The organism is Antarctobacter albus, assembly GCF_900101505.1.
Lineage (GTDB): Bacteria > Pseudomonadota > Alphaproteobacteria > Rhodobacterales > Rhodobacteraceae > Antarctobacter > Antarctobacter albus.
Genome location: NZ_FMZI01000008.1, coordinates 150,571 through 165,539 on the forward strand (window position 1 = coordinate 150,571; position 14,969 = coordinate 165,539).

Sequence of the window (14,969 nt, forward strand, 5' to 3'; positions counted from 1 at the left end):
TGGTACGCGGGCCTTGTGGCTCTACCTCCTTGCCAGGTCAAAGGAGGACATCATGGGACAACTTGTTGAGGGCACCTGGCACGAGGGCTGGTATGACACCGGAAAGACCGGCGGCAAGTTCGTGCGGTCGGAGTCGAGCTGGCGCAACTGGATCACCGCCGATGGCGCCCCCGGCCCGACGGGCGAGGGCGGGTTCAAGGCCGAACCGGGCCGCTATCATCTCTATGTCAGCTATGCCTGTCCCTGGGCGCATCGCGCGCTGATCTTTCGCCAGCTCAAGGGGTTGGAGGACCTGATCACCGTCAGCGCCGTGCATCCGGACATGCTGGGCGACGGCTGGACCTTCGAGACCGACGACAAGGGCGCCACGGGCGACACACTTTATGGCCTGCCCTTCCTGCGTGACATCTATACCAAGGCCGATCCGCAGGCGACGACCCGCGTCACCGTCCCGGTGCTCTGGGACAAGCACCGCGAAACCATCGTTTCGAACGAAAGTGCCGAGATCATCCGCATGTTCAACAGCGCGTTCGACGGGATCACCGGCAACACGCAGGACTTCTGGCCAGAGGCGTTGCGCGAGGCGATCGAGCCGGTGAATGCACGTATCTACGACACGCTGAACAACGGCGTCTACAAATCGGGCTTTGCGACCACGCAAGAGGCCTATGACTCCGCCGTTCATCCGTTGTTCGACACGCTGGACTGGATCGAGGACCGGCTGTCGCACAACCGCTACCTGATGGGCGACCGGGTCACCGAGGCCGACTGGCGGCTGTTCACCACGCTGATCCGGTTCGACAAGGTCTATCACGGTCACTTCAAGTGCAACCGTGCGCGGATCGTCGACTATCCGAACCTCTGGGCCTACACCCGCGAGCTATACCAGTGGCCGGGCGTGGCAGAGACGGTGAATTTCGACCATATTACGCGGCATTACCATTATAGCCACGAAACAGTGAACCCGCATCGCATCGTGCCCATCGGGCCGGAGCTGGATCTTGGAGCGCCGCATGGGCGTGACCGGCTGCGCGCGGCCTGAACCGCGTCAACCCGCGCGGGCGTAGTGCCGGACCATCGTGGCCAGGTCGTCGGGCGAGGTGCTGCTGGGCAGGAAGGCGCAGGCATTTGCGCAGAGATTGAAGATCGACCCATCTGAAAAGAAGGTCGTGTTGGTGACGAAGATGATCCGCGCCTCGGGTTGGCGGAACTGCGCCAGGTCGGAGACCGCCAACGCGTTGCCGCCATCCAGCACCACGTCCAGGATGATGATGTCGAAACTCTGTGCCGCAAGCAGGTCAAAGGCGACCTGCTCGGTGGAGGCCGTCCAGACACGGGCACCTCCACGCTGGATATGCCTCTGCCACAGCTGAGCCAGCGGCTCGCTGTTTTCCACGATCAGCACGTTCAAGCGACTCTCCTCGCACCCAGCACCGGGGCAGACCATCCCCGGTGAACCGTTCCTTGCCTTCATCATGTGTTCACAGGAGTGAAGAAACGGTTAATTGCCATGAGAATTTTGAATAAACGGTAAATACCCGCCCCGGTTGTCGGGAATACGCCATCAGGCGCCCGTGCCGTGAAGCATGCTTGCCCCGGGCGCCGGTGTTGATACTGTGCTGCCAAAGAGAGCAAGCGAGGAATTCCATGCGGTTTTCGGCAATTATCGGTGCACTGATGCTGGCGGGCGCGGCTCAGGCGCAGAACGTGCCCTGCGGCGGCAGCTTTGGCGCCTTCGTCGACGGTCTGGCGCAAGAGGCGGTCACGCAGGGACATGACCCCGCCACGGTTCGGCAGTTTTTCGCCAGCGCCCAGCAAAGCGATGCCGTGTTGCGGGCCGATCGCCGTCAGGGGATCTTCCAGGATCCCTTCATCACCTTCTCGCGCAAGCTGATCAGCCAGTACCGGTTGGATAAGGGGCGCCAGATGGCGGACCGCTACGATTCCGTCTTTGACCGGATCGAGCGGGAATTCGGCCTCTCGCGCGGTGTCCTGCTGGCCTTCTGGGCCTTCGAGACGGATTTCGGTGCCTTCCAGGGCGATTTCAACACGCTCAACGCGCTGGTGACGCTGGCGCATGACTGCCGTCGCCCGGAAATCTTCCGGCCGCAGATCTTCTCGGCGCTCAAGCTGTACGAGAACGGCGATTTCGATCCGCGCACCACGACCGGCGCCTGGGCCGGTGAGATCGGCATGGTCCAGATGCTGCCCAAGGACATCCTGATCAACGGTGTCGATGGGGACGGCGACGGCCATGTGACGCCCAAGACCTCGGCCCCGGATGCGCTGATGTCCGGTGCCAAGATGCTGTCGCATCTCGGCTGGCGCCCGAACGAGCCCTGGCTGCAGGAGGTCGAGCTGCCCTCGGACCTGGATTGGTACGACACGGGCATGCACGCCACCAAGACGGTTGCGGAATGGGAGCAGCTGGGCGTGCGCGGCAAGCACGGCGCACTGGACGATGGCCGGCTCGAGGCATCGATCGTGATCCCGCAGGGCCGCAAAGGCCCGGCCTTCATTGCCTATCCGAACTTCAGCATCTACTTCGAGTGGAACCAGAGCTTTACCTACGTCCTGACCGCCGCCTACTTCGGCACGAGGCTGGAGGGTGCGCCGGTCTATGACGCGGGCAACCCAGAGCCGGGCCTGTCGGGTGAGCAGATGAAGCGCCTGCAGTCCAAGCTGGCCGCGCGCGGCTACGATGTGGGTGAAATCGATGGCATCCTTGGTGCGGGCACCCGTGACGCGGTACGCAACGTCCAGCGCGAACTGGGCCTACCCGCCGATGCCTGGCCGACGCCTGCGCTGCTGAACCGTCTCTAAGCGGGACAAGGATCGGATTGCATGACGTTTCGGCCCGTTCGGGCCGAAACTATCTGGCGGTGGGAGGATCTTGCCTTACCCGATGATCTCGAAGCGGTTCACGTCCACCATGCCGCGATCGGTGATCTTCAGCGCCGGGATTACCGGCAGCGCCAGGAAGGCCAGTTGCAAGAAAGGTTCTTCCAGCGTCACACCCAGCGACTTCGCCGCCGCCCGCAGATCGACCAACCGGGCGCGGACCTCTTCGAAGGGCTCCAGGCTCATAAGTCCTGCAACGGGCAGCGCCAGTTCGGCCAGCACCCGTCCGTCCCGCGCCACCACGAAACCGCCCTCGATCTCTGACAGCCGGTTGGCGGCCACGGCCATGTCGGAGTAATTCACGCCGACGCAGGCGATGTTGTGGTGGTCGTGGCAGACAGTCGAGGCAATGGCCCCGGCCTGCAGGCCAAAGCCCTTCACGAAACCCGTCGCGATATTGCCGTTCCTGCCGTGCCGTTCCACCACGGCGATGCGCACCAGGTCACGTGCCGCGTCGGGCGCCTTGTCACCGTCCACGATAGGGATGTCCTCGTGCAGGTGATCGGTCAGGATCTGGCCCTCTCGGATGCCGATCACATCCGTTTCGACCCGGTTCGCCCGCGCCCGGAAATTCTCGGGTGAGACCCGCGGCGCCTTGACCGAAGCACGCCCCACGGGCGCCACCGTCTCGCGCGTCGAAAAGGCCGCCTCCGAGAGCACCACGCCACCTGCAAGCACCATCCGCGCGTCGCAAGCCTCCAGCGATCCGATGGCCACGATGTCTGCCCGTTTGCCCGGCGCGATCATGCCGCGATCCTTGAGGCCAAAGGCCTCGGCCGCCGAAAGGCTGGCCGCGCGATAGACCGCCAGGGGCGGCGATCCCAGCCGGATCAACTCGCGGATCATGTAATCCAGGTGCCCGTGTTCGCCGATGTCCAGCGGGTTGCGGTCGTCGGTACAGAGGCACATGTAGGGCGCCGTTCGTTCATTCAGCAGCGGTTGCAGCGCATGCAGGTCCTTGGAAACCGAGCCTTCGCGGATCAGCACATGCATCCCCTTGCGCAGCTTCTCCAGGGCTTCATCCGCGCCGGTCGCTTCGTGCTCGGTCCGGATGCCCGCCGCGACATAGGCGTTCAGGTCCTTGCCGGACAGCAGCGGGCAATGCCCGTCCACATGGCCGTCCTCGAACAGGCGCAACTTGTCCATGCAGCCGGGATCGCGATGGATCACGCCGGGGAAGTTCATGAACTCCGCCAGACCCAGGCCCGAGGGATGCCCCATCAGCCCGGCGATCTCTGCCGCGGTCAGTTCGGCCCCGGCGGTTTCCATGTGGGTCGAGGGCACGCAGGACGACAGTTGGACCTTGATGTCGATCAGCGTGTGCCGGCTGGCCTCCTGGAAATAGCGCACGCCGGCCTCGCCGATCACGTTGGCGATCTCATGCGGGTCGCAGATGGCCGTCGTCACCCCGCGCGGACCCACGCAGCGGTCGAATTCAAAGGGCGTGACCAGCGAGGATTCGATATGCAGGTGGGTGTCGATGAACCCCGGCACCAGGATCAGGCCCGAGACGTCGATCACCTCGCGTCCCTCGTAGCGGTCCATGATGCCGACGATCGTGTCGCCGCAGATCGCGACGTCGCCCTCCAGAAACTCGCCGGTGATCAGGTCGAACACCCGTCCGCCGCGCAGCACCTTGTCCGCCGGTTCATCCCCGCGCCCCTGCGCGATGCGCTGTTCCAGATCCGCCATGATCCTGCCTTTCGAAAATTGCCTCGTGCCGGATGATGGCACAGCGCTGCGCCACCTGCGAGACCTTCCGCCGCCGGTTCCATCCCGGTTGCATTGGGGCCAAAGGCACGATCTACTCACGCGCAAAACCAACCAGGGAGATTTCCATGACAAAGACCCTCACGTCCGCGCTTGCGCTGAGCCTCGTTGCGGGCACCGCGATGGCCGAATGCGGCAGCGTCACCTTTTCGGATGTCGGCTGGACCGACATCACCGCCACCACTGCCGCCACAACGCTGGTCCTGGATGCGTTGGGCTACGAGACCGACATCAAGGTGCTGTCCGTTCCGGTGACCTATACGTCGATGGCCGAGGGCGACATCGACGTCTTCCTGGGCAACTGGATGCCGACCATGGAGGCGGATATCGCGCCCTACCGTGAGGCGGGCACCGTCGATACCGTGCGTGACAACCTGCAGGGCGCCAAATACACGCTGGCCACCAATGCCGTGGGCGCCGCACTGGGCATCGCCGACTTCGCAGATATCGCCAGCCATGCGGATGCGCTGGACGAGACGATCTACGGAATCGAGCCGGGCAATGACGGCAACCGCCTGATCATGGACATGATCGACGCCGACGCCTTTGGCCTCAGCGCCTTCGAGGTCAAGGAAAGCTCGGAGCAGGGGATGCTGGCACAGGTCGGTCGCGCAGTGAAGCGCGACGAGCCCGTGGTCTTCCTGGCCTGGGAACCGCACCCGATGAACGCCAACTACGACCTGACCTACCTGACCGGCGGCGACGACTACTTTGGCCCCGACCTGGGGGGGGCCACGGTCTATACCAATACCCGCGCGGGCTACGTGGATGAATGCCCCAATGTCGGCGCGCTGCTGAAGAACCTCGAGTTCACCCTCGCGATGGAAAACGAGATCATGGCGCTGATCCTCGACGAAGGCGAAGACCCCGAGGATGCCGCCAGGACCTGGCTTTCGGCCAATACCGGCGTACTGGACGGTTGGCTGGACGGCGTGACCGCAATGGACGGTGGTGACGCCAAGGCCGCCGTCATGGACGCGCTGAAGTGATCGCGGCGGGGGCGCCACGGCGCCCCCATCGGTCAGCCTTCGTCCCGTTCCGGCATCAGGGCATTGTCCATGTCCTGCGCCCGCACCGCCGCTTCACGCCCCATGATCCGCGCGATGTAGGGGGCAAAGGCTGTGCGGTCGGGCAGGGTGCCGAACTGCCGCCCCCAGGCTATCTGCGAGCCCAGGTAGACATCCACCGCCGAGAACCGGTCGCCAAGCAGGTAGGGCCGCCCGTCGGAGAGCAGCCCCTCCAGCGTATCCGTCACCGCCTCCAGGTTGCCCCAGCCGGCCCGGCCATAGGCCTGCTCATCCTGCGTGTCGAAGCCGAAAGACGCCGCCGTCACCGCCGCCTCGACCGGCCCGGCGGCAAAGAACAGCCAGCGATAGTAGGTGCCCCGCGCGTCCGATCCGGGCTCTGGCGCCAGTGCGGCCTCGGGGAAGGCATCGGCCAGATAGGCGCAGATCGCTGCGCATTCCGTCACCACCACCTCGCCATGCACCACGGTCGGCACCTTGCCCATCGGGTTCAGTGCCCGGTACGCGGGGGTCTTCATGGCGGGGCCATAATCCAGGACTTCCGTCCGGTAGGGGGCGCCGGTTTCTTCCAGCATCCAGCGGGCGATGCGCCCGCGCGACATGGGATTGGTGTAAAATGTGATGTCACTCATGATCTCTCTCCGGCTTCCGCACGGTCAGGCTCTCATGGCGCGCGCTCGTCACCAAGCGTCAATCGGGAAACCCGCTTCACATCTGGCGGCACAGCCCTCATGCTTTGGTCAGGGAACGAAAGGGATGACATTTGGACTGGCTGACCGAGCACAAGCTCCCCGTAGGTGACGCCGCGGAGGCGGTCTTTGACTGGTTGCAAGAACACGGAGGCTGGTTTTTCGACGGCATGGCCGTGGCGATGGAGGCGCTGATCGAGGCGATCCTCTGGCTGTTGCAGACCCCGCATGAGATGCTGGTGGTGCTGCTGTTCACCGCCGCGACCGCCGCGCTGCACCGCAGTTGGCAGGTGCCCCTGATGGTCTTCCTGGGCTTTCTCTTCATCCTCAACCAGGGCTACTGGGAGGAGACGACCGAAAGCCTGACACTGGTGCTCTCGGCCTGCGTGGTCTGCATGGGGGTCGGCGTGCCCGTCGGCATCTTTGCCGCCCACAATCCCGGTCTCTATCGGTTCCTGCGTCCGGTTCTGGACCTGATGCAGACCCTGCCGACCTTCGTCTACCTGATCCCGGCCATCGTCTTTTTCGGCATCGGCATGGTGCCGGGCCTGATTGCCACGGTGATCTTTGTCGTGCCCGCGCCCATTCGCCTGACTCACCTGGGCATTTCCTCGACGCCCAAGGCGCTCCTGGAGGCGGCGGATGCCTTTGGCGCCACGCCGGGGCAAAAGCTGTGGAAGGTCGAACTGCCCAGTGCGCTGCCGCAGATCATGGCCGGGCTGAACCAGACCATCATGCTGTCGCTGTCGATGGTGGTGATCGCGGCACTGGTCGGTGCCGACGGGCTGGGCGTGCCTGTGGTGCGCGCGCTGAACCGGGTCGACACGGGCCTTGGTTTCGAGGCGGGGCTGATCATCGTGGTCGTCGCCATCATGCTGGACCGTGCCCTGAGGTGGAAACAATGAGCGCTGTCGCCTTCGAAAACGTCTCGATCATCTTCGGCGACCGCCCCGCCAGCGCGCTGCCCCTGGCGGATGCGGGCAAGGACCGGGGCGAGATCCAGTCTGAAACCGGCCAGGTGCTGGGCGCGCATGACTGCACGCTCAGCGTCGAGGAGGGCGAGATCGTCGTGCTGATGGGGCTTTCCGGATCAGGCAAGTCGACGCTGCTGCGCGCGGTCAACGGGCTGAACAAGGTCGCGCGCGGGCGCGTGCTGGTGAATGACGACGGCGACATGGTCGACGTGGCCAGCTGCACCGCCGCGCGCCTGCGCCGTATCCGCCAGCGCCGCGTGGCGATGGTGTTCCAGCAATTCGGTCTGCTGCCTTGGCGCACCGTGGCCGAAAACGTGGGCTTCGGGCTGGAACTGGCGGGGCAGGGGGGCAAGGAGCGCACCGAGACCGTCAAGCGTCAGCTTGCGCTGGTGGGGCTGGCCGATTGGGGCGATCGCAAGGTCGGTGAGTTGTCCGGCGGCATGCAGCAGCGCGTGGGCCTGGCCCGTGCCTTTGCCACCGAGGCGCCGGTCCTGCTCATGGATGAACCCTTTTCGGCGCTCGATCCGCTGATCCGCACCCGTCTTCAGGACGAATTGCTGGACCTGCAGAGTGAGCTGAAACGTACCATCCTGTTTGTCAGTCACGACCTCGACGAGGCCTTCAAGATCGGCAACCGCATCGCCATCATGGAAGGCGGCCGCATCGTCCAGACCGGCACCCCGCGCGAGATCTTCTCGAACCCTGCTTCGGACTATGTCGCCGATTTCGTCGCCAACATGAATCCGCTGGGCGTGCTGACCGCACGCGACGTGATGGAACCTGGCACGGGCAACGGAGCGGGCGAGATCGCGGCCGAAACCCCAATCCGGGACCTGATGCCAAGGCTGAAAGAGGGGCCTCTGACCGTGACCGAGGCGGGCGCGGCGCTGGGTCGTGTGACCTCCGACAGCGTCATCGCGCGGCTGTGTGCGAACAGCTAGACGATCAATCCCTTGATCGCGCGGGCGTGTTCCGGACCAGCGCCCACCGTGTCGGCGGTCAGCGCGCGCGCCTCGGCCAGCACGTCGCCCTCGACCAACCGGTCTATCAGGCCCCAGGCCTGTGCCTCTTCGACCGGGATCTTCTGGCCCGCCATCAGGATCATCTTGGCCCTTGCCGGACCCACCAGTGCCACGAGGCGCTTGGCGTCTGACGGTTGCGGCAGAAAGCCCAGCTTCATCACCGGGTAGAACACCTTGGCGCCGGGGACCGAGATTCGCAGATCACAGGCCAGCGTCATGCCCATTGCCCCGCCCGCGACGGTCCCGTTCAGCGCGCAGATCGTCAGACCGGGATGCCGGGCAATCGCGCCCGACAGCCGTTCCCACAGTGGCGAGACAGCCAGACCCGCCTTCGCCGCTTCGAGATCCGCACCGGCGGAGAACACCTTGCCCGCACCGGTCAGGATCAGCGCCCGGGCGCCCGTCTGGGCATCATCGGCGATGTCGCACAGCTCTTCGAGCATCCGGGCGGTCAGCGAGTTGGCCTTTTCGGGCCGGTCGATCGTGGCGATCCACAGCCCGTCGTCGCGGTCCAGACGGATCATGCCAGTCCCACTGCCTTGCGAATGCTCTCGTCCCGCAGGGAAACCTCGTCTCCCAACCAGCCGTCCGCCGCGTCGGAACACATCCAGACCAGCGTCTTGGCAACCCATTCGGGCGGGATATGGGCCGACCAGTCCAGCTGGCTGACCGGGTTTATGCCGCTGGCCTTGATCTCGCGCTGCATCTGCGTGGCCACCGTCCCGGGGGAAAGCGAGATCGCCCGCATCCCCTGGTCGCGGTATTCCTTGTCCATCATGCGGGTCAGCATCAGCGCACCGGCCTTGGACGAACAGTAGTGCGACCAGCCCTCGACAGGCCCGTGCGCTGCGCCGGACCCGATGGTCAGCACCGTGCCGCCGCCGGAGTCGAGCATCACGGGCAGCGCCGCGCGCATGCCGTGGAACACTCCCTTGAGGTTGATGTCGATGACCTCTCCCCAGGCCTCGGGGTTGGCATCGGCCATGCGGGCCACGGGTTCGATCACGCCGGCGTTGTTCACAAGGATGTCCAGGCTGCCGTGCGCCTGAAGGCATTTGGTCACCGCCTGTTCCACCTCCCAGTAACGGGCGATGTCGCAGGGGATCGCCACCGCCTGTTCGCCGATCTCGCCGGCCAGGTCCGCGATCGCCTCGGCAGAGCGCGCGACCAGCGCCACCCGTGCCCCCGCCGCGGCGAATGCCCGCGCCGCCTCGGCCCCGATCCCGCGGCTTGCGCCCGTGATCAGTACCGTTTTTCCGCTCAGATCGCTGCTCATGCCCAGTCTCCTGATGGAATTGGTGATTTGCGCCACAAATGGCGTCTCGCAACTGTCGTAATCGCTCAATAGTATGGAATCCAGTCCCTTGACCGGCCCCGAGAAGGCCTTGACACTGCACCCATTCGTTTGCCCCGACAGAGAGGAGAGATTATGAAACGCTACGCAACAGCCTCTGCGCTGGCCATCGTGGCTATGGCCGGACAGGCTTGGGCCGATGTCACGCCCCAGCAGGTCTGGGACGACTTCGAAGCATACATGTCCAACTTCGGCTACCAGATCACCGCCACAGAGACGATGGAAGGCTCGTCGCTGGTGATCTCGGACATGACGATGGTCGTCACCATCCCCGAAGAGGATGGCCTTGTCCGCGTGACCATGCCGCCGATGACCTTTGCCGAAGCCGGTGAAGGCAGCGTGTCCATCACCTACCCCGAGGTGGGCGAGGTCATGGTCTACTTCGTCGAAGACGATGACGAGGTCGTCGGCGAAATCGTGCTGGAAATGACCCACACCGATCTCGAGATGCTGGTGTCAGGCAACCCCGGCGATCTGACTTACACCTACTCGGGCGAGCGTGTCGCGCTGGAACTGACCCGCGTCTTCGACCACGAGGACCAGGAAGAGTACGGCCGCGACGTCATCAGCGCCACGATGAGCATGGGCCCGCTGTCTGGCACCTCGCACATCATGAAGGACGAGGTGATGCGCAGCATCGAGCAGGACATGACGATGGGCGACCTGGCCATCGATGTCAGCTTTGACGAACCCGATGGCGACGATGCCTTCATGTTCTCGATGGCCCTGGCCGGGCTCAGCAGCACCGGCACCACGCGCCTGCCGCTGGATCTGGACGTCGAGGACCCGACCTCGATGTTCAAGAACGGTGGCATGGTCGACGCGGTGCTCAAGCACAACGGCGGCAAGACAGAGTTCAGCCTGAACGAAGGCGACGGCCCGACCAGCGGCATGTTCAGCTCTTCCGGTGGCGAGTTCGGCGTGGCCGTGTCGGAAACCGACCTGTCCTATCGCCTGTCGGCTGCGGATCAGACCGTTGCGATGTCCGGCCCGGAACTGCCGTTGCCGATCAACGCCGCGCTGGGCGAGGCCGGTTTCTCGCTGGCCATGCCGCTGTCGCCCTCCGAAGAGCCGCGCCCCGCGTCGCTGTCGCTGACCCTGGGCGGGTTCACGATGGACGATATGCTGTGGAACATCTTTGACCCGGGTGAGGTGCTGCCCCGCGATCCGGCCACCGTCGCCTTCAGCCTCGATGCGATGGTCACGCCCTTCATCAGCCTGCTGGACACGGATTCGATGGAAAAGCTGGGCATGACCGGCGGTATGCCGGGTGAACTGAACTCGCTGACGCTCAACAGCCTCGTGGTCGATGCCGTGGGTGCGATGGTCAAGGGTTCGGGCGCTTTCACCTTCGACAACAGCGACTTGCAGACATTCGGCGGCGTGCCGCGTCCCGAGGGCAAGCTGGACGTGTCGATCGCGGGTGCAAACGGTCTTGTCGACAGCCTGATCTCGATGGGTCTCCTGCCCGAAGAGGACGCGATGGGCTTTCGCATGATGATGTCGATGTTCACCGTGCCGGGCGAAGACCCCGACACCGCGACTTCGACCATCGAGATCAACGCCGAGGGCCACGTCCTGGCCAACGGTCAGCGCATCCAGTAAGCCGCCGCACCGGCGCAGACGAAAAGGGCGGGGACTTCCCCGCCCTTTTTACGTTTGGTTGTCGTGCTCAGGCCCGCAGGGCCGGCAGGCCCACGCCCGTGGAATCGAACCCGCCATCCACTGCCACGATCTGCCCGCTGACATAGGATGCCTTTTCCGAGGCGAGAAAGACGATCACCTCGGCCAGTTCGCGCTCGCTGCCGTAACGGTTCAGCGGGATCGAGTCGTGGTAGGCCTGGATGATCTCGGGGCTGTGCACGGCAATCGACAGCTTTGTCTTGACCGGGCCCGGCGCCACACAGTTCACGCGAATGCCGAATTCACCCAGCTCGGCGGCGTGCTGCTTGGTCAGGTGGACGACCGCGGCCTTCGAAGTGCCATAGGCCACCCGCAGCGTCGAGGCGCGCAGCCCGCTGATCGAGGCGATGTTGACGATGGCCCCCTGAGTTTCCTTGAGGTAGGGCGCCACCGCCTGCGAACAGAGGAAAACACCGTCCAGGTTGGTTTCCATCACGCGCCGCCACATCTCGAAGTCGCAGTCCTCGATGGGGCCGAACTCGGCCACGCCGGCATTGTTGATCAGCGCGTCTATGCGTCCCGCCCAGCCATGCGCTTCGCGCACCATCGCCGCCACGTCCTGCGGGTTCGACACGTCGCGTACCAGTGGCAGCACGTTCTTTCGCGTGGCGGTCTGTTTCAGCAACTCGTCCCCGTCGCGGTCCAGCATCGCCACCTGCCAGCCGTTCTCCAGGAAGAGGTCCGCCGTGGCCAGTCCGATGCCGCGCGCGGCGCCGGTGACGATTGCGCATTTCTTGTCCATTGATGTCCTCCCGATCTTCTGCCGCGCACTCTAGGCAGCCCGCAGATCGGGGGGAAGCCCCGTCAGAAACGTGTCAGGTCCGCATCAGGTCCGGCAGATCGCCGGTCAGACCGGCCGCCTCGCGGATAAAGCCGCGGCGCAGGCCCGGCGCCGCGTTGATCGCCGCCATGCCAATGTCGCGCGCGGCCCGCAATAGCGGGTTGTCGTTGGAAAACAGCCGGTTGAACAGGTCGGTGGAGGCAGCCAGCGTCGCCGTGTCGAACCGCCGCCACTGCGTGTAGCGGTCCAGCACACCCGGCGCCGCGATGTCCTCGCCGCGCCTTGCCGCATGTGTGATCACATGTGCCAGAACCGCCACGTCGCGCAGCCCCGCGTTCAGGCCCTGGCCCGCGATCGGGTGCATCCTGTGCGCCGCGTCGCCCACCAGCGCCACCCTGTCCGCCACGAAGGCCCGCGCCAGTGACAGTGTCAGCGGATAGGTGAACCGCGCTCCGGCAAGGGAGATCTCGCCGAGGAAATCGCCGAACCGCGGGCGCAGCACCTGCAGGTAGTCCTCGTCGGGTAGCGCGTTGATCGCCTTGGCTCGCGCGTCGGTCTCGCTCCAGACGATGCTGGAGCGGTTGCCGGTCAGCGGCAGGATGGCCAGCGGTCCGGCGGGCAGGAACAACTGGTGTGCCACGCCGTGATGCGGTTCTTCGTGCGCAATGGCGCAGACCAGTGCGGTCTGGCCATAGCTCCAGCCCATGCGCCGGATACCCGCCCGGCGCGCGACACCGCTTTTCTGCCCGTCCGCACCCACGATCAGGCGCCCGCGCAGCACCGTACCATCCGCCAGCGTGACCGCCGCGCCCTCGGGAGTCACCTCTTGCGCGGTGACAAGGCTTTCGGCGCGATGTTCGATCAGGTCCGAACCCGCCAGCGCGGCCAGCAGGGCGCGGCGCAGGTAACGGTCCTCGATCATGTAGCCCATCGGGCCGTCCTCGATCTCGGCGCTGTCGAAATGCAGGCCAAGGAAGACGCCTGCATCGCCCACCCGCCCGTCCGAGACCTTGATCTCGTTCATCGGCTGGGCGTGATCGGCCAGCGCCCCCCAGATCCCCAGCCGGTCCAGCATCCGTTGCGACGACCGCGCCAGCGCGTATGAGCGGCCATCGAAATCCTCGGCCTCGCGCGTGTCCAGTGGCAGGGCATCCACCACGCAACTGCTCAGCCCGGCCTGCGCGGCGGCAAGGGCAAGGGCGGGGCCGTTCAAGCCGCCACCGACTATGATCAGGTCATGTTCCATGCGGCGCAATATGGACGTGCGCACGGGATTGTCCATGCGCCCGCCTGCCGCTACCGTCGCCGCGCGAGGACAGGGAAGACAAGAATGACGAATTGGACAGAGATGAGTGCCGCGGACCTGGGACGCGGCATTGGCAGGAAAGAGATCGACCCGGTCGCGCTGACCGAGTATTTCCTGAATGAAATCAACGCGCACCCCCTGCGTGACCGGATCTATGCCCGGCTGACCCCGGACCGCGCTCTGGCCGAGGCTGCCGCGGCGAAAACCCGCGCCGAGCTGGGCCTGCGGGTGCATCCGCTGGACGGCGTGCCGATCAGCTGGAAAGATCTCTATGACACTGCCGGCACGGTGACGGAAGCCGGTTCTGCCCTGTTGGCTGGGCGCATCCCCGCCCGCGACGCCGAGGTGCTGCGGACCGCGACGCAGAACGGTCTTGTCTGCCTGGGCAAGACCCACCTGTCCGAACTGGCCTTTTCCGGCCTTGGTCTGAACCCGGTGACGGCCACCGCGCCCTGCGTGAACGATCCCGACGCGGTGGCGGGCGGATCGTCCTCTGGCGCCGCGGCCTCTGTCGCCTTTGGGCTGGCGCCGTCGAGCGTCGGGTCGGACACCGGTGGATCTGTCCGCCTGCCCGCCTGCTGGAATGACCTCGTGGGGCTCAAGACCACCTCGGGCCGGCTCAGCCTGAAGGGCGCGGTCTCGTTGATCGCCAGTTTCGACACGGTCGGCCCGCTGTGCCGCTCGGTCGAGGATGCGGCCCTGATGCTGTCGGCGCTCGAAGGCGCACCTGCGCCTGATCTGCGCGGCACCAGCCTGAAGGGGCGCCGCTTTGCCGCGCTGCAGACCGTGGTGATGGACGACCTCGACCCGGCCCCGGCGCAGGCTTATGCCCTTGCGCTGGACAAGCTGCGCGCCGCCGGTGCCATCATCGAAGACCTGGATTTCCCCGAGATCATCACGCCGCATGAACAGTCGGCCATGCTCTACACCTCCGAGGCCTGGGCCACCTGGCGCGACGAGATCACGGCCCAACCCGATGTCATGTTCGCCCCCATCCGCGAGCGATTCGAGGCAGGCGCCGCGCATTCCGCCGCGGATTTCATCGCCGCATGGAAGACCGTGCACGCCATGCGCGCCCGCTGGGCCGAGGTGACGGCAGGTTATGATGCGGTGCTCTGTCCAACCGCGCCGAACCTGCCGGAAAAGGTCGAAACCCTGATGGAACTGGGCGAGACCTATGTGCAGGCCAACCTGCGTACCCTGCGCAACACGCGGATCGGCAACCTGATCGGCGGCGCCATCGTCACCCTGCCCACGGGCATCCCGTCCTGCGGCATCTCCTTGATGGGGACGCCGATGGGCGAACATCACCTGTTGCGGATCGCCAGCGCCGCCGAGGCCGCAATGGCCTGAGGATTTCGCGCCACTGCGACTTTGGCGCCACATCGCCCCCCTGCAGGTCCTTGATTCTGGACAGAACCCCCCGTTTTTCCGTATCCTGCGGACAAACGCGGGGCACGCGAA

At 65.4% G+C, this 14,969-nt stretch carries 14 protein-coding genes; 7 read left to right on the forward strand and 7 right to left on the reverse strand.

Annotation, left to right across the window (positions count from 1 at the left end):
• The first annotated feature begins 52 nt into the window (after window positions 1-52).
• On the forward strand, window positions 53-1,042 hold the full coding sequence (locus tag BLQ71_RS15355; protein ID WP_074622344.1) for a glutathione S-transferase family protein: 990 nt from the start codon (window positions 53-55) through the stop codon (window positions 1,040-1,042).
• Window positions 1,043-1,048: 6 nt separating this feature from the next.
• Here BLQ71_RS15355 and BLQ71_RS15360 read toward each other — a convergent pair whose 3' ends face one another.
• On the reverse strand, window positions 1,049-1,405 hold the full coding sequence (locus tag BLQ71_RS15360) for a response regulator transcription factor (protein WP_308421245.1): 357 nt from the start codon (window positions 1,403-1,405) through the stop codon (window positions 1,049-1,051).
• A 242-nt stretch (window positions 1,406-1,647) separates the two neighbouring features.
• On the opposite strand from BLQ71_RS15360, the gene BLQ71_RS15365 reads away from it, so the two are divergent.
• Window positions 1,648-2,823 (forward strand): lytic murein transglycosylase, encoded by a 1,176-nt coding sequence (locus tag BLQ71_RS15365; RefSeq protein WP_069207984.1) that lies wholly within the window; start codon window positions 1,648-1,650, stop codon window positions 2,821-2,823.
• Window positions 2,824-2,898: 75 nt separating this feature from the next.
• On the opposite strand, the gene ade is transcribed toward BLQ71_RS15365, so the two are convergent.
• Window positions 2,899-4,593 carry an adenine deaminase gene (ade, locus tag BLQ71_RS15370; protein WP_074622346.1) on the reverse strand — a complete coding sequence of 565 codons (1,695 nt, stop codon included), beginning with the start codon at window positions 4,591-4,593 and terminating at the stop codon, window positions 2,899-2,901.
• Between the two features lie 146 nt (window positions 4,594-4,739).
• On the opposite strand from ade, the gene choX reads away from it, so the two are divergent.
• Window positions 4,740-5,660, forward strand: coding sequence for a choline ABC transporter substrate-binding protein (gene choX, locus BLQ71_RS15375; RefSeq protein WP_069208150.1), 921 nt, complete (start codon window positions 4,740-4,742; stop codon window positions 5,658-5,660).
• A gap of 32 nt (window positions 5,661-5,692) precedes the next feature.
• Here choX and BLQ71_RS15380 read toward each other — a convergent pair whose 3' ends face one another.
• Complete coding sequence (locus tag BLQ71_RS15380) at window positions 5,693-6,328, reverse strand: glutathione S-transferase family protein (RefSeq protein ID WP_074622347.1); 636 nt, start codon at window positions 6,326-6,328, stop codon at window positions 5,693-5,695.
• Window positions 6,329-6,459: 131 nt separating this feature from the next.
• Here BLQ71_RS15380 and choW point away from each other — a divergent pair, with 131 nt between their 5' ends.
• Together choW and choV are read left to right on the forward strand one after the other, a co-directional pair.
• Window positions 6,460-7,290 carry a choline ABC transporter permease subunit gene (gene choW / locus BLQ71_RS15385; RefSeq protein ID WP_074622348.1) on the forward strand — a complete coding sequence of 277 codons (831 nt, stop codon included), beginning with the start codon at window positions 6,460-6,462 and terminating at the stop codon, window positions 7,288-7,290.
• Entirely contained in the window at window positions 7,287-8,300 is a 1,014-nt protein-coding gene (choV, locus tag BLQ71_RS15390) for a choline ABC transporter ATP-binding protein (protein WP_069207987.1), read from the forward strand. Before choW ends, choV begins: the two co-directional genes overlap by 4 nt.
• Here the strand turns inward: choV and BLQ71_RS15395 are convergent.
• Complete coding sequence (locus BLQ71_RS15395; RefSeq protein ID WP_074622349.1) at window positions 8,297-8,905, reverse strand: enoyl-CoA hydratase/isomerase family protein; 609 nt, start codon at window positions 8,903-8,905, stop codon at window positions 8,297-8,299. The two genes, choV and BLQ71_RS15395, sit on opposite strands and share 4 nt — an antisense overlap.
• Window positions 8,902-9,657, reverse strand: coding sequence for an SDR family oxidoreductase (locus BLQ71_RS15400; protein ID WP_043142242.1), 756 nt, complete (start codon window positions 9,655-9,657; stop codon window positions 8,902-8,904). The genes BLQ71_RS15395 and BLQ71_RS15400 overlap by 4 nt, the downstream gene beginning before the upstream one ends.
• Before the next feature lie 153 nt (window positions 9,658-9,810).
• Between BLQ71_RS15400 and BLQ71_RS15405 the strand changes: the two genes are divergently transcribed.
• Window positions 9,811-11,340 (forward strand): DUF2125 domain-containing protein, encoded by a 1,530-nt coding sequence (locus BLQ71_RS15405; RefSeq protein ID WP_074622350.1) that lies wholly within the window; start codon window positions 9,811-9,813, stop codon window positions 11,338-11,340.
• A gap of 67 nt (window positions 11,341-11,407) precedes the next feature.
• Here BLQ71_RS15405 and BLQ71_RS15410 read toward each other — a convergent pair whose 3' ends face one another.
• Together BLQ71_RS15410 and BLQ71_RS15415 are read right to left on the reverse strand one after the other, a co-directional pair.
• Window positions 11,408-12,160 carry an SDR family NAD(P)-dependent oxidoreductase gene (locus tag BLQ71_RS15410; protein ID WP_069207989.1) on the reverse strand — a complete coding sequence of 251 codons (753 nt, stop codon included), beginning with the start codon at window positions 12,158-12,160 and terminating at the stop codon, window positions 11,408-11,410.
• A gap of 73 nt (window positions 12,161-12,233) precedes the next feature.
• Window positions 12,234-13,481 carry an FAD-dependent monooxygenase gene (locus tag BLQ71_RS15415; RefSeq protein WP_074622351.1) on the reverse strand — a complete coding sequence of 416 codons (1,248 nt, stop codon included), beginning with the start codon at window positions 13,479-13,481 and terminating at the stop codon, window positions 12,234-12,236.
• Window positions 13,482-13,529: 48 nt separating this feature from the next.
• Between BLQ71_RS15415 and BLQ71_RS15420 the strand changes: the two genes are divergently transcribed.
• Window positions 13,530-14,858 carry an amidase gene (locus BLQ71_RS15420; RefSeq protein ID WP_074622352.1) on the forward strand — a complete coding sequence of 443 codons (1,329 nt, stop codon included), beginning with the start codon at window positions 13,530-13,532 and terminating at the stop codon, window positions 14,856-14,858.
• Window positions 14,859-14,969: the final 111 nt, after the last annotated feature.

Excerpts from the sequence above, each read along its gene's own strand:
- BLQ71_RS15355 (WP_074622344.1), top strand. The coding sequence starts at position 53 with ATGGGACAACTTGTTGAGGGCACCTGGCACGAGGGCTGGTATGACACC.
- BLQ71_RS15365 (WP_069207984.1), top strand. The coding sequence starts at position 1,648 with ATGCGGTTTTCGGCAATTATCGGTGCACTGATGCTGGCGGGCGCGGCT.
- ade (WP_074622346.1), bottom strand. The coding sequence starts at position 4,593 with ATGGCGGATCTGGAACAGCGCATCGCGCAGGGGCGCGGGGATGAACCG.
- choX (WP_069208150.1), top strand. The coding sequence starts at position 4,740 with ATGACAAAGACCCTCACGTCCGCGCTTGCGCTGAGCCTCGTTGCGGGC.
- BLQ71_RS15380 (WP_074622347.1), bottom strand. The coding sequence starts at position 6,328 with ATGAGTGACATCACATTTTACACCAATCCCATGTCGCGCGGGCGCATC.
- choV (WP_069207987.1), top strand. The coding sequence starts at position 7,287 with ATGAGCGCTGTCGCCTTCGAAAACGTCTCGATCATCTTCGGCGACCGC.
- BLQ71_RS15395 (WP_074622349.1), bottom strand. The coding sequence starts at position 8,905 with ATGATCCGTCTGGACCGCGACGACGGGCTGTGGATCGCCACGATCGAC.
- BLQ71_RS15400 (WP_043142242.1), bottom strand. The coding sequence starts at position 9,657 with ATGAGCAGCGATCTGAGCGGAAAAACGGTACTGATCACGGGCGCAAGC.
- BLQ71_RS15405 (WP_074622350.1), top strand. The coding sequence starts at position 9,811 with ATGAAACGCTACGCAACAGCCTCTGCGCTGGCCATCGTGGCTATGGCC.
- BLQ71_RS15410 (WP_069207989.1), bottom strand. The coding sequence starts at position 12,160 with ATGGACAAGAAATGCGCAATCGTCACCGGCGCCGCGCGCGGCATCGGA.
- BLQ71_RS15415 (WP_074622351.1), bottom strand. The coding sequence starts at position 13,481 with ATGGACAATCCCGTGCGCACGTCCATATTGCGCCGCATGGAACATGAC.
- BLQ71_RS15420 (WP_074622352.1), top strand. The coding sequence starts at position 13,530 with ATGACGAATTGGACAGAGATGAGTGCCGCGGACCTGGGACGCGGCATT.